The organism is Nocardia harenae NBRC 108248 (assembly GCF_001612885.1).
In the GTDB taxonomy this organism is placed as follows: Bacteria; Actinomycetota; Actinomycetes; order Mycobacteriales; family Mycobacteriaceae; genus Nocardia; species Nocardia harenae.
Genome location: NZ_BDBH01000016.1, coordinates 22,805 through 42,994, shown reverse-complemented (window position 1 = coordinate 42,994; position 20,190 = coordinate 22,805). Strand labels below are relative to the sequence as shown.

Sequence of the window (20,190 nt, the reverse complement as noted above, 5' to 3'; positions counted from 1 at the left end):
CGGCAGCGGAAGTCTTTTCTCACCCAGGCGTAACGGCACACCGCCCGTTTACTGTCACTCGCTACCGTTTCACCGTATGCATCAGTTCTTCCAGAGGCAGGACGCCGCGAGCGCGGTCGGCTGCCGACGTGCTCGCGGGATGCTGGACAATGGGGGCGTGAACGACGCCGCCAACCACACTGCCGAGTCGGTTCCGGGCCTGCCGTCCACAGCCCCGGCCCGCGAGCCACGCCACGGTGCCGCCTCCCGGCTCTACCCGCGGGTCACCAGCTTCCGCTCGCGGCGCGGCGCGCTGACTCCGAACCAGCAGCTGAGCTGGGATCGCACCTGGCCGGTCATCGGCCGCGAGGTGGCCGACGAGCCGCTGGACGCCACCGCCTGGTTCGACCGCGAGGCGCCGCTGGTGGTGGAGATCGGCTGCGGCACCGGCACCGCGACCGCCGTCATGGCGCAGGCCGAGCCGGAGCTGAACCTGATCGGCATCGAGGTCTACCAGCCCGGCCTCGCCCAGCTGGTGCAGCGGGTCGAGCGCGAGCAGATCCCGAATATCCGGCTGCTCCGCGGCGACGCGGTGGACGTGCTGGAGAACATGATCGCCCCGGCGTCGCTCACCGGGGTCCGGGTGTTCTTCCCGGACCCGTGGCCCAAGGCCAGGCACCACAAGCGGCGGCTGCTGCAGCCCGCCACCGTCGCGCTGATCGCCGACCGGCTGATCGCGGGCGGCACGCTGCACGTCGCCACCGACCACGCCGAGTACGCCGAGCAGATCGCCGAGGTCGGGGCGGGCGAGCCGCTGCTGACCGGGCTGAACGACGCCACCGGCGGCGATTCGGCGCGGCTGGCCGAAACCGCCCTGATCGGCGTGGAGCGCCCGGTCACCAAGTTCGAGAGCAAGGCACATCGCGCCGGTAGCGCCATCACCGAGCTGGTGTGGGGGAAGATCGGCTCATGAGTGTCAGCGACGCGACCCACGACGAGGTGGAGGTTGCCGGCGGAGCCAAGGGCGGCGAGCCCGCCGCCGCGGTCCGCCGGGTGCTGCTGGTCTGGGACGCGCCGAACCTGGACATGGGGCTCGGCGCCATCCTCGGCGGCCGCCCGACCGCGGCCTACCGGCCCCGCTTCGACGCGCTCGGCCGCTGGCTGCTCTCCCGCACCGCCGAACTCTCCGCGGGCAGCCCGCAGCGGGTGGAGCCGGAGGCGACGGTCTTCACCAATATCGCGCCGGGCACCGCCGATGTGGTGCGGCCGTGGGTCGAGGCGCTCCGGAACGTCGGATATGCGGTTTTCGCCAAACCCAAGATCGACGAGGATTCCGACGTCGACGCCGACATGCTGGGCCATATCGAGCAGCGGAATCGCGGCGGCGGGCTGGCCGGAATCATCGTCGCCTCCGCCGATGGCCAGGCGTTTCGGGAGCCGTTGGAGCGGCTCGCCGCGGCCGGGGTGCCCGCCCAGGTGCTCGGCTTCCGAGAGCATGCGAGTTGGGCCGTCACATCCGATACCCTCGAGTTCATCGACCTCGAGGACATCCCGGGTGTGTTCCGTGAACCCCTGCCCCGGGTGAGCCTCGACTCGCTGCCCGACGAGGGTGCCTGGCTGCAGCCGTTCCGGCCGCTGCCGGCATTGCTCACCTCTCGCCCCGCCCAAGGAGTCGCTTAGTGTTCACACGCTGGGGCGATCTGGTCTTCAAGCTGCGCTTCGCCGTTCTCGGCATCGTCAGCGCGGCGCTGCTCGCCCTCGGCGGCTACGGCCTCGGCCTCGGCGATCACCTGAGCTCCAGCGGGTGGGACGACCCCACCTCGGAATCGGCGCAGGCCGCGCGTATTTCGGACGAGGCCTTCGGCCGCGACCACAACAGCGACGTGATCGTGCTGTACACCGCGCCGGAGGGGACGACGATCGAGGACCCGGCCTTCCGGGACAAGATCGTCGACAGCCTGAACCGGCTGCCGCGCGAGCACCCGGAGCAGATCGCCAAGGTGAACGGCGCCTACTGGCAGACCGAGACCGGGCAGGCCTCGCCGCTCACCTTCGGCTCCAAGGACAAGAAGTACACCTTCGCCTCGATCGCCATCGTCGGCGACGACGACACCACGATGGTGCGCAACTTCCGCGACGTCAAGGATGCTTTCGACATCGAGGGCATCGACGTCCAGGTGGCCGGGTTGCAGCCCGTCGCGGGCACGTTGAACGACACCATGGCCGAGGACCAGAAGCGGATGGAGCTGCTGGCGATCCCGGCCGTCGGCGTGCTGCTCTTCTTCGTCTTCGGCGGGCTCGTCGCGGCCGCGCTGCCGCTGGTGGTCGGCGGGCTCACGGTGATCGGCGCGTGGGGCATCGTGCGCTTCCTCACCCACTACACCGAGGTGAACTCCTTCGTCTCGCCGGTGGTCTCGATGATCGGCCTCGGCCTCGCGATCGACTACGGGCTCTTCATCGTGAGCCGATTCCGCGAGGAACGCGCCGAGGGGTACGACACCAGGGCCGCCGTGCGGCGCTCGGTGATGACGGCCGGCCGGACCGTCGTGTTCTCCGCGACCATGATCATCGCCAGCCTCGGCGGCATGCTGCTCTTCCCGCAGGGCTTCCTGAAGTCGGTGGCCTACGGCGCCATTGCCACGGTGTCGCTGGCCGCGGTCACCGCGCTCACCGTGCTGCCCGCCATGCTCGCCATCCTCGGCAAGCGGGTGGACGCGCTCGGGCTCAAGCGCTTCCGCGCGACCAAGACCGCCGAGGAGGTGGAGAACAGCCTCTGGGGGCGCACCACCCGCTGGGTCATGCGGCACCCGCTGAAGATCGCCATCCCGATCACGATCATCCTGCTGCTGCTCATCATCCCGGTGAAGAACCTGGCCTTCGGCGGCATCAACGAGCGCTACCTGCCGCCGGACAACCCGACCCGGCTGGCGCAGGCCGAATTCGACCAGATCTTCCCGCTGCGCAAGTCCGATCCGATCCAGATCATCTTCGTCTCCGAGGACACCACCGCCATCGGCCGGGTGCTCAAGGAGGTCAACCAGGCGCCGGGGCTGGCCGCGGCCTTCGAGATCCCGACCAAGTCGCAGACCCAGCCGGATGTCTTCCGCACCAACGCGACCCTGGCCGACTCGGAGAACGCCGACCCGACGATCGACTACCTGCGATCGATCGACGTCCCCGACAGCGTGACCATGCTGGTCGGCGGGCAGCCGACGATTCAGAAGGACAGCATCGACGCGCTGCTCGGCAAGATGCCGCTGATGATCGCGCTGGTGCTCTTCGTGACCACGCTGCTCATGTTCCTGACCTTCGGCTCGCTGGTGCTGCCGATCAAGGCCGCGCTCATGAGCGCGCTCGGCCTCGGCTCCACGCTCGGCATCCTCACCTGGATCTTCGTCGACGGCCACGGGGCCGAGCTGCTGAACTTCACCCCGCAGCCCATCATGTCGCCGGTGCTCGTGCTGATCATCGCGATCATCTACGGCCTGTCGGTCGACTACGAGGTCTTCCTGCTCTCCCGCATGGTCGAGGCGCGCAGCAAGGGCGCGTCGACCACGGAGGCGGTGCGGGTCGGCACCGCGCACACCGGCCGGATCATCACCGCCGCCGCGCTCATTCTCCTGGTCGTCACCGGCGCCTTCGCCTTCTCCGACCTGGTGATGATGCAGTACATCGCCTACGGCATGGTCGCCGCGCTCTTCATCGACGCCACCGTGCTGCGCATGCTGCTCGTCCCCGCCGTCATGAAGATGCTCGGCGACGACTGCTGGTGGGCGCCGGCCTGGATGAAGCGGGTGCAGGAGAAGATCGGGCTCGGCGAGCCGCTGCTCGCCGACGAGCGGCCCGGTGGCGACGATGTGGTCGATCTGGTGAAGACCACGCCGATCACCGACCCGCCGACCATGGTGATGCCCGCCGTCTCCACCAGCAAGCTGCGGAAGACGCCGCGACGGCCGCGGACCGTCGAGGAGATCGAGTCGGAGGCGCCGACCGCGCGGATCGGGGGGCGGCGCGAGCGGCCCGCCAAGCGGCCGTCGGTTTCCCGGGCGAAGGGGGAGGAGTCCGGTGCGCGGCGTGCCGGTGAACCGGTGCGGTTCGGTGCCGTGCAACCACGCGACCCAAGCCGGCCCGGTAGTTCCGGACGACCGGGTGAGCCCGCTCGATTCGATGCCGGACAGCTGGGCGATTCCAGTCGGCCCGGCGGCCAGGCGCGGCCCGACGAGCCGGTGCAGCCCGATCCGGCTCGCCTCGGCTCCCAGGCGCGGCCCGACGAGCCGCGGCAGCCCGATCCGGCTCGCTTCGGCCAGGCGCGGCCCGACGAGCCGGTACGCCCCGGCGGCTTCGCCCGCCCGGATACTCGGCGCCCGGACACCCCGAGCCCCCGCGATCCCGGACTCGCCGACACCGGCCGCCCGGCGGCAGGCTCGCCGGCCCCCCTCCTCGACCTCTCCACCGGCCAGGCCGACCAGAGCTCCCCGCGTCCCCGCGTGATGCCCCCCGGCCCGCACGACCCCTCCCGCCCGCAACCGCGCCCGACCGGCCGCGCCCGCGTCCTCCCCCCGCGCACCGTCGACCAGCCGACCCACCCCCACTCCCCCGCGAGCGACCACGGCCCCCACCGCCCCGAGCCCCCGCTCGGCGAGGCCACCCCGAGCGGCGCGGGCGCCACCCAGCTCGGCGGCGGCAACGGCGGTCCCGCCGCGGCCCCCGCCCCGGAGACCCCCACTCCCGGCACGGACGGCCGCAACAGCATCGAGGACTGGATGGCGGAACTCCGCTCCTCCCGCCGCCGCATCTCCGCGGCCGAGCATCCGCGTCCCGGTGACGACGGCCGCACCGTCAGCGTCAACGAACTGCTGCGCAGGCGCGACGGAGAGTAGCCGTCGATCTCGACCAGCCCGACGCCATCTCGGCGGTGCGGCACGCGCTCGATCCGGTACGGCAGCTCGGTCACTCGGCCGCCGAATTCTCCTGCCGCTCGGCCGCGGCGTCGGCGAAGGCGCGGGCGTAGCGGGTACCCGCGAGCAGCAGCAGGACGCCGACCACGAGGAAGGCGAGGACCCGGACCAGACCGTCCAGGGTGGCGAGGTCGAAGAGGAAGAGCTTGGCCAGGGCCGCCGCGGTGACGAGCAGGCCGGAGACCAGGGCGACCTTGGCAGCGCTCGGAGCCGAGGTCAGGAGCCGGAGGCCGGAGAAGAGGGCGGCGGTGGCGCCCGCCATCCACAGGATGGTGGCGGCGCTGTGACCGGCCACGAAGCCGTCCTCGGCGCCGGTCGCGACGCCGAGGGAGACCGTGGTGACGGTGGTGGCGTACAGCGCGATCAGGGCGGCGATGACGCCGAAGACGGAGTCCGCGCCGGTGTCCCGGTTGGGTGCGACGGTGCGCAGGCAGCGGAAACCGAGCCCGGCGACGGCTACCGCCAAGACCGCGGCGATGGCGGTGGTGAAGCCGAGGTCGTCGACGGCGAGGCGCTGGGTGGCGAGGGTCTCGGTGTTGGCCAGGGTGACGAGGAGACCGGTGCCGAGGATGCCGAACGCGGTACCGAGCAGCGCGGCGAGCAGCGACTTCGCCTGGCCTCCGACGGCGAGGAAACCAGCGGCGACCGCGAGGAGCGCGATCGGCAGGGTGTCGTCGGCGGTCACGGTGACGCAGGCGGCGAGTAGCGCGAGGGCGCCCGCCACCGCGGCGGTGGCCCTGGTGTGCAGCGGGATACGCAGCGGGGCAGCGAATGTCGCGGAGGTGAGGGCAGCGGCGCCGAGCAGGGCGGCGGCGGTGATGCCGGAGACGACGGCCGCGGCGGGGCGGTCGAAGAGCGCGGGCATGCTCAGCAGCGGGACCGTGGACAGGGCGAAGGCGACGGTGGCGACGATGTCCTTCGGGCGGCGGCGCACGCTGTCGACCACGCCGACGGCGCCGAGCAGGGCGATCGCGGTGGCCCCTGCCAGGATCCAGAGCACGCGGGCCGCTGCCGGGTCGTTGATCACGGCGTCGCCGACGGCCCAGAGGGTGGCGAGGACGGCGGGCAGGGTGCGGGCGATCTGCAGCACCGGCCAGTCGAAGCGGCGGTGCACCGGGAGGCAGGCGGCCATGAGGACGATGAGGAAGGCGATCAGTGCGAGGTCGCCGGTGACGGCCGGGGAGAGCGCGGCGACGCCTGCGACGACCAGCACCGCGAACGGCTGCGAGCGCCACTGCATGGCGAGCGCGACGCCGCCCGCGGCGATGCCGAAGGCGACCGCGAGACCGATGACCGGGTGCAGCCAGCCGTACAGGGTGGTCACCGCGAGGACGTCCAGGTAGCCACCGGCGATACCGGTAGCCGCGAGCGCGATGCCGCCGACCCGGCCACCCGCGCGACCGGAGACCCGGATACCGGCGGCGACGAGGGCGGCGCTGAACACGGCGCCTGCGGCAACCCTGGGAACCGGGCCGAACCAGCCCGCCTGCGCGGCGAGGACCAGCAGCATGACGACGCCGGTCAGCGTCACCGCGACGCCCGCTACGGCCAGCAGGCGGCTCACCACGCCCTCGCGCTGCCACCACGGTGGGGTGGTCCGCGGCGGGCGGGTGTACGGGGGTGGGGTGCCGGATGGGCGCTGCCCGTACGGCGGGACACCGGGCTGCGGCCAGGCGTTCGGCGGCACCGGCGGGCGGGGTCCGGGCGGGGGTGCCATCGCAGCGGCCGGAGCGGGCCGCCACCCGGCCCGCGGATCGGGCGCCATCGGGGCACCGGCCACAGCGGGCCGGCCGGGCGGCGGAACCGCAGGACCACTCGCCGCGACCGGCCGCGCCCCCGGCATCACACCGGACGGCACCGGGGCACCGGGCACCGGCCGCTGCCACACACCGGCCGGATCACCGGTGGGACGAACCGGCGAAGCAGGTGCCGACGCCGCGGACGCATCGGCACCGGAGGGCGCCGGAGGCTCACCCCCGGCAGAACCGGCGGCGACCGACCCCGCAGCGCCCGCCGCCGGAGAATCGACGGCGGCGGGCGCGATCTGGACTCGAAGCAGGTCCAGATCGCGCCCGAGTGCGCCCATGCGCGTACCCAGATCGGTGAACTCCCCGGACAACCGCGCAACCAGGGCCGGATCGATGAGTGTGCTCATGCACCCATCGTCGGCGCAGCGGCCCCTCGGCGGCATGAGTAGAAACCCCCGCCGCACCGCCGGGATCTACCCGACCCGCGATTACGCGGCGGTCATCCGGGTGACGGCGTGCACCGCGGCGAGCACCGCACCGCGCGCGGGCATGGCCAGCGCACCCGCGCCGGGCTCGCCGACCCAGTGGTAGCCGACGCCGGTATCCGTGGTCGGCAGCATCACGTGACGCCCGCTCGGCACCACGGTCACCCGGTGCCCGGCGAGGGTGTGCCGCTCCCGGATGTCCAGCGGCGCGGGCGGCATGGGCGGGGTGACCAGGAAGGTCCAGTTCTCCTCGCCGGGGTCGGCGATCACCGGCGCGGGCCGCTCCCGCTCCAGCCGGCTCAGCACGGCGCGGCCGAGCTCGGGCGGCATGACGACGGCGCCGAGCACCGAGCCGGTGCTGACGGTCGGACGCCCGGCGAAGAGCTGGACCGGCAGCCCGTACCGATGTCGGAGCAGATAGGCCACATCGTGCGGGGAGTGACAGGATTCGAACATCGCCCTCACCCCTCCCCCGCGCCGCCGGTTTCGGGTAGTAGGAGGCCGCAGCTCCGTCGCTGTTCCGGTGTCGCAGGCCACGTCGCGCGTTCCGCGCTCCGGGCCCGTACGAAGATCTCGGGATCGGTGATCATTCGTTGCCCGCCCTTTGCAGTCGTCAAAGTTGCAGAAATGCAAAGGTATTCCAAAGACACGTCATCGAGTCGTACGCAATGTCCCACTCGCCACACCGGAAGCGGAATAGCGTCGTATCCTGAAACCTGGATGTAACAAAGGGGCAGGGTGAGCATGGACGATTCGATGATCGGAGTGCGGATCCGGTACTTCCGGGGGCGCGCACTGACCCAGCGGCAACTGGCGGACCAGGCCGGGGTCAGCGTCGATCTGGTGCGCAAGCTGGAGCAGGGCGGGCGGCAGACGGCCTCCATCGCGAGCCTGCAGAAGATCGCCCGCGCGCTCGACGTCGATATCGCCGACCTGATCGGCAAGAAGCAGGGCGGCGTCCCCTCGACCGATCCGGACGCGGGCATCGTCGCCATCCGCCGCGCCCTCACCCCCGTCGACGACCTGCTCGGCGCCGCACCGGACGACGCCGCGGCCGACCTGGACGAGGGCCGCCGCGCGGTCGAGTACGCCTGGGGCGCCTACTGGACCGGCCGCTACGAACTGCTCACCTCGCTGCTGCCGACCGGGCTCACCCAGCTCCGCGCGACGGTGCACGCCGCGCGCAACGGCTCGGTGGCCCCGGCGAACGAGCTGCTTGCCCGGATGTACTGGGTCACCGGCTGCACGCTGGTGCACCTGGGCCAGACCGATCCGGCCTTCCTCGCCATCCGGCAGGCGCTCACCGCCGCCGAACTCGGCGGCGATCCGCTGCTGCTCGCCACGATTCGCGGCTCGGTGGCCTGGCAGTTGCTGGTGCAGGGGCGGTACGCGGAGTCGCGCGGGGTCGCGCTGCGCGCCGCGGCCGAGGTGGAGCCGGAGGGCGAGGTCGCCGCCGCGCAGCTGGCCGCCTACGGCTCGCTGGTGCTGCAGGGCGCGACGGCGGCAGGCCGGGCACAGGAGGTGCCGGAGGCGCTCGCCCTGGTGCAGGCGGCGAGCGAGGTGGCGGGGCGGCTCGGCGCCGACCGGCGCGATTACGAGACCTACTTCGGCCCGTCCCAGGTGGTCATGCAGACGGTGGACGTGAACATCTCGGCCGAGCGCTACCCGGAGGCGCTCACGGCCGCCGCCGCCATGCCGGAGCGGTGCGGGCTGCCGCAGGCCTCGCGGGCACGGCACCTCACCGATACCGCGGTCGCGCTGACCCGCACCGGCAGGCGCGAGCGCGCGCTGGACACGCTGCTCGACGCCGAGCGGGTCGGCGGCGCGGACTGGCTCAAGTATCAGACCCTGCCGCGGCACATCGTCTCGGAGCTGCTCGACCACGATCGCAGGCTGCCGCTGCGCACCTTCGCGCGCAGGCTCGGTGTGCACGCCTGATCAGTGCTGATACCCCATCAGCTTGCGCCAGTGCGCGCTGAGCGGGTGTTTCGCGGTGACCGAGCCGAAGCGGACCCGGCCATGCACGACGAGGTGCAGCCTGCCGAAGGGCGGGCCGGTGCGCACCTTGTTGCTGATGCTGGAGCCGATCAGGTCGATATTGTTCAGGTCGACGGTGGTCTCGGTCGGCACCACCAGGGTGAGGCCGCTGCAGTAGTCGTCCATGTGCAGCTCTACCACCTGGGTGGTCATGATCGCCTGGGTGAAATCCAGGGTCACCGAGGACATCCAGGAGTTCAGCCGCAGCACCGGGGGCACCTGCCAGCGGCCCCTTCGGGTGACGCCGGACATCCTGGCCCTGATCACCGAGCCGTGGTCGCCGGCGAGCGGCGGCGCCGGGCGCGGGGCGAAGCCGGGGCCGGACGGGGTGTTCACGAAATTCGAGGAGGGCGCCGCGGGGCGGCCGATCAGCCGCATGCCGGGCAGGTCGATGAGCACGGCATTGAGTTCGCCGCGGGTCTTGGCGGCCAGCGCGGTGTCCATGCGCTCGGTGAACTCGCCGAGCGAGAGCATGCCCAAGCCGACCGCGCGCTGCAGGAGTTGCCCGACGTGCTCGCGCTCGGCGTCGGAGACCCGCAGCTCCCGATCGCTCACGCCGTGCACGTCCCGCGCGGGCCCGGCGTGGCTCGGCTGCGCCCCGGTCACCGAGCCGGACGCGCGCACGCCGGAATGGTCACGTCCGGCCGCCGCCACCCGGCCCGATTCCAGCACGCCGGGGCCGTGCTGTGCGCGCGGATCGTCGCGCTCCGCCTCCGCCACCGGACCTGATTCGCGCACGCGGGGCTCCTCACCTGACTCTGCCTCGGACCCACCCATCCTTCGAGATTACCGACGGAATCGCCGCCGCGGCATCAGGGCGAACCCGGAGACCGGCGTCCTACTCCAGGCCCTGCTCGATGGCGTAGCGGGTGAGCTCCACCCGGTTCGCCAGCTGGAGTTTGCGCAGCGTTGCCTGCACGTGGTTCTCCACCGTGCGGTGGCTGAGGTTGAGCCTGCCCGCGATCTGCTTGGCGGAGAGCCCCTTGGCGACCATGCGCAGCACCTCGGTCTCGCGGTCGGTGAGCGCGGGGCGGTGCGGCTCGTCCGCGGCGGGCGGGGTGGTGGCGATCCGGCGGTACTCGCCGAGCACCAGCCCGGCCAGCCCGGGGGTGAAGACCGGCTGCCCGGCGGCGGTGGCGCGCACCGCGTCGATCAGCTCGGCGGCCGATGCGCTCTTCACCAGGTAGCCGGTGGCGCCCGCTTTGATCGCCTCGAGCACGTCGTCGCGCTCGGCGGAGGCGCTGAGGACCAGCACCCGGCTGTGCGGGGAGACGCGGAGCACCTCGGCGGTGGCCGTGGCGCCGGTGCCATCGAGGAGCTGCATGTCCATGAGGACGACGTCCGGCTGGACGGCGGCGGCGCGGCGGGCGGCCGTGCCGACGCCGTCGGCGGTGGCGGCGACGGTGAAACCCGCCTCGGCGAGGTCGCGGGAGACCCCGTCACGCCACATCGGGTGGTCATCCACCACCATGACCGATACTTCGCTCACACCGTATCCACCTGGTGTGCGCGAGGGCCCTCCGTGGCTACGCTCCGCTCCCGCCTCCGGGCCTGACTCGCTCACACCGTATCCATCTGGCGTGCGCGAGGGCCCTCCGTGGCTACGCTCCGCTCCCGCCTCCGGGCCTGACTCGCTCACACCGTTCATGGTGCCACCCGGTGCAGCGGCACGTGGAACTCCCACTCGGTACCGAATCCGACTCCGCCGGTCTCCTCGGTCAGCAGCACCGCGGTTCCGCCGAGCGCGGCCAGCCTGCCGACGATGCTGCGCGACACCCCGAGCCGCCCCTCCGCCTCGGCCTCGGCCAGCCGCCCCGGCGGTATTCCGACGCCGTCGTCGCGCACGCTCACGATGAGCTCGTCGCCGGTGTCCTCCAGCAGTACGTAGGCCTTCGCCTCCGGCCCGGCGTGCTGCGCGACATTGGCCAGCGCGTTGCGCACCGCGCCGTCCAGCTCGGCGGCGGCGGCGCGGCCGATGAGCACCGGCTCGCCGGGGGTGGAGACCGAGACGTCGGGGCGGGCCTGCGCGGTGAGCAGCGGCCGCAGGTCGACCTCGGCGCCAGGCTCGCCGTGCGGGCGCGCGCCCTGCTCGGAGAGGAGCACCCGCAGCGCCACCTCCTGCTCGCCCGCGCGCCGCGCGAGTTCCGCGGTGGCGCCGCCGATCTCGGTGCCGCGGCGCTTGATGTAGGCGAGCACCTGGAGCACGCCGTCGTGCACCTCGCGGGCCAGCCGCTCGCGCTCCTCGGCGGCCGCGGTGAGCCGCACCGCGCGCTCCACCTGGCCCTGTGCCCGGCGCGCGGTCTCGGCGGCGAGCCCGAGCGCGAGCCCGACCGAGACGAGCACCGGCACCGTGGCATCGGCCCAGACGTCGTTGCCCCACTGGTCGCGCACGGTCAGCGCGACGGCGGCGATGAGCAGCCCGGAGAGCACCCCGGCGACCGGGCCGCGCAGGATGGCGGCGGAGATCACGGCGTTGGTGGCCCAGAGCGTGGTGGGCAGGGTCTGGTGGCCGTGGTACCAGTCGTAGTCGGCGACCAGCCGGGTCGAGGCGATCAGCAGGATCACCACCACGTGATCGCCGATCACCACCCACACCCGCAGCCGCCGCGCGACCTCGGGAAAGTGCCACTGCGAGAGCATGAGCGCGCTCACCCCCGACCACACCGCCATGAGCGCGATCAGCACCCAGCTCAGCCGCTGGTTGTGGTAGTTCGGCACCGAGGCGATCTGCTGCCCGACCGCGTACACCAGGGTGACCAGCCGGAACGCCTGCGCGGCGCGCCACAGCGGGGCGACGGCGGCGCCCGCCGAGTGCACGCCGTCCGCCGGGTCGGCCCGCCGGACGGCGCCCGCCGGGTCAGCCGGGTGCGGGTCGCTCATCGGTGTCATCTCCGCCGGACTCCGGCCGCACGCCCGCCCCGCCATCGGCTTCCGTCGCGGCCGCGCCCCCGCGCTTGCGCAAGCGGGCCCGCGCGGCCTCCTCGGCGGCGACGGTGCCCAGCTCCAGCCGCTCCGGCGCGGGCATGTCGTCCGGCTCGGCGTCGTAGAGCCCGCGCTCCGCGGTGACCGGTTTGATCTCGGAGAACATCTCTTCCGGCTCCCCGGCGAGCAGCGAGCGGATGGCGGTGTTCATCACCGCGACGAAGGGCACCGCGAGCAACCCGCCCGCGATCCCGCCGAGCACGACACCCGCGGTGATCGCCAGCACCACCGCCAGCGGGTGGATGCTCACCGCGCGGCCGAGCAGCAGCGGTTGCAGCACATGCCCTTCCAGCTGCATGACCGCGATGATGATGCCGAGCACGATGAGCGCGGTGACGAACCCCTTGGTCACCAGCGCGATGAAGACCGCGATGAACCCGGCGAGGAAGGCGCCGATGATCGGGATGAAGGCGCCGACGAAGACCAGCGAGCCGAGCGGGAGCGCCAGCGGCACCCCGAGGATGGCCAGCCCGGCGCCGATGCCGATGGCGTCCACCGCCGCGACCACCACCGTCGCTCGCACGAAGCCGACCAGCGAGCCGAAGCCGAGCCTGCCCGCGGTGCGGGTGCGGGCGCGGTGCGGGGTCGGCACGATCCGGGTGACGAAATCCCAGATCTGGTCGCCGCCGTAGAGGAAGAAGATCAGGATGAACAGCGTCAGGAAGGTGCCGGTGAGGATGTGCCCCACCACCGTCGCGGTGGTGAGCGCGCCGCTGGTCACGCTGTCCTGATTGTCCTGGATGGTGCGCACGATGGTGTCGCCCGCGCTGCGGATCTGGTCGTCGCTGAGGTGTGGCGGGCCGTTGATCAGCCAGTCCTGGATGGTGTGGATGCTATTGGTGACCTCGTCGGAGAGCTGCGGCACGCCGTCGACGAACTGCTCGACCACGAAGGTCAGCACCCCGGCGACCAGCCCGATCGAGCCGAGCAGCGTGACGAACACGCCGACCGCCCTCGGCAGCCCGCGGCGCTGCATCCAGTCCACCAGCGGGGCCAGCAGCGCGGCGGCGAGCAGCGCGATGGCGAGCGGGATCACCACGGTCGCCATCCGCTGCACGATCATGCTGAGCGCGACGAAGGCCGCCAGGATCACCAGCAGGCGCCAGGCCCACTCCGCGGACTGCCGGACCAGCGGGTGCACCGCGTCCGCCGGATGCCGCTCCGGCTTCGCCCCTGCCTCGGTCATTCCGCGAGCGTATCCGCCGGACCCGCCGCTTGCCGTGCGCGCGGAATCGAAACGCTAGATTGTTTGTCGTGTCGGCGCCCCTCGAAGCAATCGCAGCGGTCAAACAGACCATGCGAACGCGGTGGCCGATCTACCTGACCTCCATGCTGCTGGCGAATGCCTTCGGCGCCATCCTGGTCTGGGCCTTCATCCAGTACGGGCTGCCGGTCCCCGAGGGTGAGCAGGGCGGCCCGCGGCGCACGGGGCTGCTGGTCCCGGCCATCGTCTTCGCCGCGGGCGGGGTGCTCAGCCTCACCGCGTCGGCGCTCATGCTGCGCCCGGTCATGCGCTGGCAGATGCGCGGCGGGCCGCCGAGCAGGCGCGAGCAGATGGCCGCGCTGCACGCCCCGCTCCGGCAGGCCATCGTGCACCTGCTCATCTGGCTGGTCGGCGGCGGCATCCTGACCGCCTTCATCCTGCTCGACTCGCCGGAGCTGGCGCTGGCGGTGATCGTCACCCAGTGCATGGCGGCGACCATCGTCTTCGGCTTCACCTACATGCTCGGCGAGCGCATCCTGCGCCCGGTCGCGGCGCAGGCGCTCACCGAGGGCACCTTCGACCACACCCTGACTCCGGGCGTCGGCACCAGGATGGCGATGACCTGGGGCATGGGCACCTTCGCGCCGACCATCGCGATCGTGCTGCTCTGCGTCACCCAGATCTCCTCGGACGTGAAGTTCTCGGCGCAGTCGCTCGCCGTCTCCATCCTGCTGCTCTGCGGCGTGGTGATCTTGCAGGCCCTGGCGCTTTCCATGCTCACCGGCTCCAGCATCTCCGACCCGGTGCGCCAGCTCAGCCAGGCCATCGACCGGGTGCAGGCGGGCTCGGTGGACGTGCAGGTCGAGGTCTTCGACGGCAGCGAGATCGGGCTGCTCCAGGTCGGTTTCAACCGGATGATGGAGGAGGCGGCCAAGCGCCGCCAGCTCCAGGAGCTCTTCGGCAGGCACGTCGGCGAGGAGGTCGCGCAGCGCGCCCTCGACTACGGCACCGAGCTGGGCGGCGAGACCAGGTTCGTCGCGGTGCTCTTCGTCGACATGGTCGGCTCCACCGCCACCGCGGCCGAGCGGCCGCCGACCGAGGTGGTGAGCCTGCTCAACGAGTTCTTCCGGATCGTGGTCGACGTCATCGACCGGCACCACGGCTTCGTGAACAAGTTCGTCGGCGATGCCGCGCTCGCCATCTTCGGCGCCCCGCTGGACCGCCCGGACGCGCCGACCGCCGCGCTCGCCGCCGCCCGCGAGCTGCGCGAGACGCTGCGCGAGGTGCCCGGCCTCGATATCGGCATCGGGGTCTCGGCCGGGTTGGCGGTGGCGGGCAATATCGGCGCGGCCAACCGGTTCGAGTACACCGTGATCGGCGATCCGGTGAACGAGGCGTCGCGCTTGACCGAACTCGCCAAGGACCGCCCGGAGCGGGTGCTCGCCTCCGGCAGCGCGCTGTATTTCGCGGACGACGGCGAGCAGAGCTTCTGGGTCACCGGCGAGGAGGTGCAGCTGCGCGGGCGCCGCCGGATGACGCTGCTGGCCTGGCCACGGGAGCAGGACGGTGCGCGCGGCGCCACCGACCGGGAACAGGCCCGTTGGATAGGCTGAGACAGTGACGGCCAACGGCGAACGGGTGGGTACCCCGGAGCGCCGTGTCCCGAAGCGCTCGGCCCGTTCCCGCTGGCTGCGCTGGATCCTCGGCATCGCGCTGCTGGCGCTGCTGATCGGCGAGGGCGTCTACCTCTGGCCGCGGCTGCACGAGAGCTGGCAGAAGCTCACCGAGATCCACTGGGGCTGGGTGGCGCTCTGCGTCTTCCTGCAGGCGCTCTCCATGAGCGGTTTCGGCCGGGTGCAGAAGCAGCTGCTGCGCGCGGGCGGGGTGCCGGTGAGCCAGTCGCGCTCGGTGGCGGTGGTCTACGGCGCCACCGCCATGTCGGTGACGCTCCCCGCCGGGCAGGTCTTCTCCACGGCGTTCACCTACCGGCAGACCCGGCGCTGGGGGGCGAACCCGGTGGTCGCCTCCTGGCAGCTGGTCTTCTCCGGGGTGGTCGCCGCGGCCGGGCTCGCGCTGCTCGGGGTGAGCGGCGCCATCCTGGCCGGTGACCGGATCGGCCCGGCCCAGCTGGTGCTCACGCTGGCCGCGGTGGCCGCGCTGGTCGCCGCGGGCAACTACCTCTCGCGCCGCCCCGGCTCGCTGGAGGCGTTGCTCCGGCGCGGGCTCGCGCTGGTCAACCGGGTGCGCAAGAGGCCGAGGGACCACGGCTTCGCCACGATCACCGAAATGCTCGGGCAGCTGGAGTCGGTGCGGCTCAGCACCCGCGACGGCGCGCTGGTCGGGTTCTGGGCCGTGGTGCACCGGCTCGCCGACGTGGCCTGCCTCGGCGCCGCCTGCTACGCCATCGGCGGCGACCCGGTCTGGGCCGGGCTGCTCATCGCCTTCGCCGCGGGCAAGGCGGTGGGCTCGATCCCGTTCGCGCCCGGCGGCATCGTCTACGTGGACGCCACCCTGATCTACGCGCTCACCGTGGCCGCGGGGCTGCCCGCGGCCCAGGCCGTCGCCGCCGCCTTCGTCTACCGCATGGTGAGCTTCGTGCTGGTGGCCATTGTCGGCTGGATCGTCTTCGCCTTCCTCTTCCGCACGCGGCACGCCGACGAGGCGGAGTACGAGCGGGAGTTCGAGTCCCGCCGCCCGCTGTAGGTCGCCGTCCGCGGGCGACCCGACCGGCCTGCCGCGCGGATGACCTGCGCGCGATGTCGGTACGCTCGGAGGCCGTGAGGACCCTGGTGCCGCTGCTCGTCGATGTCGTGCTGGTGATCCTGTTCTGCGCCATCGGCAGGCGCAGCCACGAGGAGGCGGTGCTGGCCGGGCTGCTGCGCACGGTGTGGCCGTTCGCCGCCGGGCTGGCGCTCGGCTGGCTGGGCGCAGTGCTGCTGGCGCGGCGCACCGCCGACGCCTTCGACGGCTCCGCGCTGTGGCCGTCCGGCGTGCTGATCTGGGCGGTGACCCTGGCCGGCGGCATGGCGCTGCGCGCCGTCTCCGGTCAGGGCACCGCAGTCAGCTTCGTGCTGGTGGCGGCTGGGGTGCTCGCGCTCTTCCTGCTCGGCTGGCGCGCCGCGGTTTCCGCCCTGGGCTGACCTGCCCGGCAAGCGCGCCGCAGTGTCCACGCCGGGGTGACCGGCACGCAGCGCCGGCGCGGGCCGCGACCGGCGCGCCGCCGCGGGCTTTCCGCCGGGTCAGGAGTCGGGGGCGGCCAGCGACTGCAGCAGCCGGGCCGCCATCCGCGCGGTGGCGTCACCGCTGTCGACGGCGTCGATGTGGATGGCGAAGGCCAGGTCACCCATGGTGGCGAGGAGCCAGCCATCGGCGCCTGCGGTGGCCGCGAGCCCGCTGACGTCGCGGTAGCCGCGCACCGAGGTGAACTCGGGGCGGCCGGTGCCCTCGCGCAGCAGCCCGCGCAGCCGGTCGACCATCTCCGCATTCAGCCCGCCGAGCGGGGCGTCGGTGGCGCCGGGGCGGCCGACCTCGATCATCGGCGGCGCCAGCGCGCCGCGGGCCACCGCGGCGGTGGCGATGGCCATGCCGAACGGGCTGGCCAGGATGGCATCGCCGCCGCCGTTCTGGCTCACCTGCTCCGCGCCGCGGCCGCCGGGCAGCCGCCCGGTGACCTCGTCCAGCCCCGGCACCTGGAAGTCGACCCCCACCCCGAGCAGCGCCGCCGCGTCCGCGGCCTCCTGCCCGGTGACCTCCTGCGGCGGCTTGCCGTGCGTCACCGAGGCGACCTGCCGGAACAGCTCGGAGGTGCCGCCGACCGGGTAGAGCCCGGTGAAGGCGACCGGCCCGTGCTCGCTGGCCTGGCTGTTCTGCGCCACCGCGACCACCGCGCCGCTGGACGGCTGAATGGCGACGATCGAGGCGGGCGTCGCCGAACTCACCACCGCGTCCTCGGCCGCGCGCTGTAGCCGCTGGTCCATGGTGGCCGCGATATCCGGCCCCGGCGGGCCCTGGAACCCGGCGACCTGCCCGGCGAACTTCCCGTCCGGCTCGAAGAGCTGCACACCCCAGCCGGAGTGCGCCTCCTGGCTCTCCTGCTGCACCTTGCGCAGGGCGTCCAGCATGGGCGACCAGACCCGGCGGTCGGCGGAGATGAGCCGCGGCTGCTTCTCGATCACCACGCCGGGCACCGCGACCAGGTCGGGCTCCAGGATCTCGAAGTCGCCGTCGCGCAGGTTCACCGCGACGATCGGCTTGCCCTGCGAGGTGGCGAGCTGCTGCATGAGCGCGGGGCCGGTGATCAGCGGGGCGACCGGCTCGATGGCGCGGGCCAGCGCGTCGGTGCCGGCGACCGGGTCGCCGATCCGGGCCGGATCCAGCTTGACCACATTGATGTTCTGCTCGGTCATCAGCGGCGCACCCGCGATGTCGACCACCTTCGGCGCAGGCGCGGGCAGCGTGCGCACCAGCCGGACGGTGCGGTTGTTCTGCAGCGGCGGCATGACGACGCTGGGCTCCCAGGAGATCCGCCAGCCGATGGCGAGCTTGCGCACATTGCCCTGCAGCGAGTAGCGCCACTGCTTGTTCTCGCCGAACGACCAGTCGACGTCCATGCTGTACATCCCGGACTCCGCGTCCAGCGCGATGAACTGGGTCTTGGCGTAGTCGACGGTGCCGGGGTCCAGCCCCTCGAACATTTGCTTGAGAGTTGCCGAAGCGGCAGCGGGGTAGGAGGTCAGCTGGGCGGCGGCGGAGTAGTCACGATCGTCGAGCAACTCCGTGAACCGTTCGACAACCGCCTCCGCCTCGTTCCGCTGCTCGCTGACACCGCATGATCCCATCGCGATCGCGATAGCCGCCACCCCCACGAGTGCCAATGCGCTCCGGAGGCGAAAGCGGCGGGATCCCCACACATCCATGTCCGCCCACTCTTCACTCTTGTCACTTCAGCAACAAGACAACCGTATCCGACCAGTCTCTGCCGGCGACACCTCGAGCACCGGGGACGCCACGCATGCTCAGCAACTCCATTGTGCCAAAACCCGGCGAGCCGGGGGCCGATCATGACCTTCGCCCGGCCCTGTGGAGACAACCGGCGCCGCTACCGTACCGGCCCCGCCCTGCGGGCGGGCAGCCAGCCGCCCGCTTCGGCGATTCGGGTGGACCCCGGGCGTGTTCGCGCTGAGCGCAACCGGTAAGAGCCGTTGCGACGTAATCTTGTAATCACTGCAATACAGAGGACAGGCAGGTGACGTCATGGGACACGGACAGCGACGCGGATTCGGCAGGCCCGGCGGCTGGCAGCAGGCCGACCTCCCGGATGCGGCGGATGCCGCCGACTGGTTCGCCGGGAGATTGCCTGAGGAGTGGTTCGTCGGCCCGCCGACGCTGGAGATCGACCGCGACGAGATCGTGGTGGTCGGCGAGCTCCGGCTGACGCCGCCCGGCGAGCAGCCCGGCGAGGGCGAGGAGATCCCGGCCGCGACCAAGGAGGGCGCGATCGCGCGGTTCCGCGAGGGCACCCGCTCGGCGCGCATGCGGATCGCGGAGGAGGCGCAGCACCGCTACCGGCGCAATATCGCCTGGGGCATCACGGTGGACGGCGAGCGCATCCTCTTCACCCACCTCGCGGTGCCGGTGATGACCCGGCTGCGCCAGCCGGAGCGCAAGGTGCTCGACACCCTGGTCGACGCCGGGGTGGCGCGGTCGAGGGCGGACGCGCTGGCCTGGACCGTCCGGCTGGCGGGCAAGCACGCCGAGTCCTGGCTGGCGGAGCTGCGCTCGGCTATGAAGACCGTGGACGACCTGCGCGCCGAAGGGCCGAAGGATCTCTGATCCCGGCCCGGTAGGGTTGCCCGCATGTCAGCCTCCGGCCCGATCCTGGTGCTCAACGGCCCGAACCTGAACATGCTCGGCACCAGGCAGCCGGAGGTGTACGGCTCGGACACCCTGGACGACGTGGTGGCGCTCTGCCGTCGGACGGCGGAGCGGCACGGCCGCGCGGTCACCGCGTTCCACTCCAACTCCGAGGGTGCGCTGATCGACCGGATCCATGCCGCGCGCGGCGTCGAGTCCGGCATCGTGATCAACCCGGGCGGGCTCACGCACACCTCGGTGGCGCTGCGCGACGCGCTGGTGATCCCGGAGGTTCCGGTCGTGGAGGTGCACATCAGCAATGTGCACGCCCGCGAGGAGTTCCGGCACCACTCCTTCGTCTCGCCGATCGCCACGGCGGTGGTCGCGGGCATGGGCGTGTTCGGCTACGCGGCCGCGATCGAGTTCCTGATCGAGCGCGGCTGAGTCAGCTCAGCCGGAAGACCGGGAAGCCGGGGGCGATCTCGGCCAGCTGCTCGTCGGTGGCGTTCTTGTCGATGCCGTCGAAGAACCGGCCGACCTCCCAGCCCCAGCGCCGCAGGTACTCGCGGAGCAGCGGGTGCTTCTCCGCGTCGGCCACCTCGACCGCGGTGAACGGCTCGACCCTGCGGCCCAGCCGCAGCTCGCCGCCGCCCGCGGCGCGCAGGTTGCGCACCCACTGGGTGTGGCCGCGCGGGGAGACCAGGTAGCGCGCGCCATCGATCTCCATAGGGTTCACCGGCACGGTGCGCCACTCGCCGCTCTTGCGGCCGCGCACCGCGAGCTCCCTGGACCCGGCCAGGCTGATGCCCCACCGCGCGAATCTGCGCACGAGCCGGTTGAAGACATTGTCGCCGCCCGCGGGGGCGAGGTAGCGGGACTCGGCGGTCATGATCTCTCCTTTGTGAGCACTGCTCTCTATTGAGAGAAGTGTTCCACGAGGCGGT

The 20,190-nt window shown here is 72.4% G+C and carries 17 protein-coding genes; 9 read left to right on the top strand and 8 right to left on the bottom strand.

Annotated elements, in window-relative coordinates:
• The first annotated feature begins 139 nt into the window (after positions 1-139).
• The 3 genes from trmB to NH2_RS26685 are packed head-to-tail and all read left to right on the top strand — an operon-like array spanning position 140 to position 4,859.
• Positions 140-952: a tRNA (guanosine(46)-N7)-methyltransferase TrmB gene (gene trmB / locus NH2_RS26695; RefSeq protein WP_067660296.1), complete on the top strand. Its 813-nt coding sequence runs from the start codon at positions 140-142 to the stop codon at positions 950-952.
• The gene (locus NH2_RS26690; protein WP_084505925.1) at positions 949-1,659 is read left to right on the top strand and encodes an NYN domain-containing protein; all 711 of its coding nucleotides are present in this window, start codon (positions 949-951) and stop codon (positions 1,657-1,659) included. Before trmB ends, NH2_RS26690 begins: the two co-directional genes overlap by 4 nt.
• Complete coding sequence (locus NH2_RS26685; RefSeq protein ID WP_067660293.1) at positions 1,659-4,859, top strand: MMPL family transporter; 3,201 nt, start codon at positions 1,659-1,661, stop codon at positions 4,857-4,859. The genes NH2_RS26690 and NH2_RS26685 overlap by 1 nt, the downstream gene beginning before the upstream one ends.
• A gap of 70 nt (positions 4,860-4,929) precedes the next feature.
• Here the strand turns inward: NH2_RS26685 and NH2_RS26680 are convergent, their stop codons facing one another.
• A complete protein-coding gene (locus tag NH2_RS26680) occupies positions 4,930-6,624 on the bottom strand; it encodes a DUF2339 domain-containing protein (RefSeq protein WP_281202070.1) in 1,695 nt (564 codons plus the stop codon).
• A gap of 549 nt (positions 6,625-7,173) precedes the next feature.
• Complete coding sequence (locus NH2_RS26675; RefSeq protein ID WP_067660287.1) at positions 7,174-7,626, bottom strand: hypothetical protein; 453 nt, start codon at positions 7,624-7,626, stop codon at positions 7,174-7,176.
• Positions 7,627-7,914: 288 nt separating this feature from the next.
• Here NH2_RS26675 and NH2_RS26670 point away from each other — a divergent pair, with 288 nt between their 5' ends.
• The gene (locus tag NH2_RS26670) at positions 7,915-9,108 is read left to right on the top strand and encodes a helix-turn-helix domain-containing protein (protein WP_067660285.1); all 1,194 of its coding nucleotides are present in this window, start codon (positions 7,915-7,917) and stop codon (positions 9,106-9,108) included.
• Here the strand turns inward: NH2_RS26670 and NH2_RS26665 are convergent, their stop codons facing one another.
• From NH2_RS26665 to NH2_RS26650, 4 genes are all read right to left on the bottom strand, one after another.
• A complete protein-coding gene (locus tag NH2_RS26665; RefSeq protein WP_067660373.1) occupies positions 9,109-9,762 on the bottom strand; it encodes a DUF1707 SHOCT-like domain-containing protein in 654 nt (217 codons plus the stop codon).
• 283 nt (positions 9,763-10,045) lie between these two features.
• Positions 10,046-10,678 (bottom strand): response regulator, encoded by a 633-nt coding sequence (locus NH2_RS26660; protein WP_067660282.1) that lies wholly within the window; start codon positions 10,676-10,678, stop codon positions 10,046-10,048.
• A gap of 173 nt (positions 10,679-10,851) precedes the next feature.
• Positions 10,852-12,087, bottom strand: coding sequence for a MacS family sensor histidine kinase (gene macS, locus NH2_RS26655; protein WP_084505922.1), 1,236 nt, complete (start codon positions 12,085-12,087; stop codon positions 10,852-10,854).
• Positions 12,065-13,375, bottom strand: a complete 1,311-nt coding sequence (locus tag NH2_RS26650) for an AI-2E family transporter (protein ID WP_067660278.1) — start codon at positions 13,373-13,375, stop codon at positions 12,065-12,067. Before NH2_RS26650 ends, macS begins: the two co-directional genes overlap by 23 nt.
• Positions 13,376-13,485: 110 nt before the next feature.
• On the opposite strand from NH2_RS26650, the gene NH2_RS26645 reads away from it, so the two are divergent.
• The 3 genes from NH2_RS26645 to NH2_RS26635 all read left to right on the top strand — a co-directional run bounded on the left by NH2_RS26645 (position 13,486) and on the right by NH2_RS26635 (position 16,533).
• Complete coding sequence (locus NH2_RS26645; RefSeq protein WP_174552881.1) at positions 13,486-15,006, top strand: adenylate/guanylate cyclase domain-containing protein; 1,521 nt, start codon at positions 13,486-13,488, stop codon at positions 15,004-15,006.
• A 4-nt stretch (positions 15,007-15,010) separates the two neighbouring features.
• Positions 15,011-16,096, top strand: coding sequence for a lysylphosphatidylglycerol synthase transmembrane domain-containing protein (locus NH2_RS26640; protein WP_067660275.1), 1,086 nt, complete (start codon positions 15,011-15,013; stop codon positions 16,094-16,096).
• A gap of 74 nt (positions 16,097-16,170) precedes the next feature.
• A complete protein-coding gene (locus NH2_RS26635; protein WP_067660364.1) occupies positions 16,171-16,533 on the top strand; it encodes a DUF3054 domain-containing protein in 363 nt (120 codons plus the stop codon).
• Between the two features lie 99 nt (positions 16,534-16,632).
• Here NH2_RS26635 and NH2_RS26630 read toward each other — a convergent pair whose 3' ends face one another.
• The gene (locus NH2_RS26630; protein ID WP_084505930.1) at positions 16,633-18,231 is read right to left on the bottom strand and encodes an NTF2-like N-terminal transpeptidase domain-containing protein; all 1,599 of its coding nucleotides are present in this window, start codon (positions 18,229-18,231) and stop codon (positions 16,633-16,635) included.
• Positions 18,232-18,646: 415 nt separating this feature from the next.
• Between NH2_RS26630 and abmR the strand changes: the two genes are divergently transcribed.
• Entirely contained in the window at positions 18,647-19,225 is a 579-nt protein-coding gene (gene abmR, locus NH2_RS26625; RefSeq protein ID WP_067660268.1) for an ATP-binding transcription factor AbmR, read from the top strand.
• Positions 19,226-19,249: 24 nt separating this feature from the next.
• The gene (gene aroQ / locus NH2_RS26620; RefSeq protein WP_067660265.1) at positions 19,250-19,690 is read left to right on the top strand and encodes a type II 3-dehydroquinate dehydratase; all 441 of its coding nucleotides are present in this window, start codon (positions 19,250-19,252) and stop codon (positions 19,688-19,690) included.
• 1 nt (position 19,691) lies between these two features.
• On the opposite strand, the gene NH2_RS26615 is transcribed toward aroQ, so the two are convergent.
• Positions 19,692-20,135 (bottom strand): nitroreductase family deazaflavin-dependent oxidoreductase, encoded by a 444-nt coding sequence (locus tag NH2_RS26615; RefSeq protein ID WP_067660262.1) that lies wholly within the window; start codon positions 20,133-20,135, stop codon positions 19,692-19,694.
• Positions 20,136-20,190: the final 55 nt, after the last annotated feature.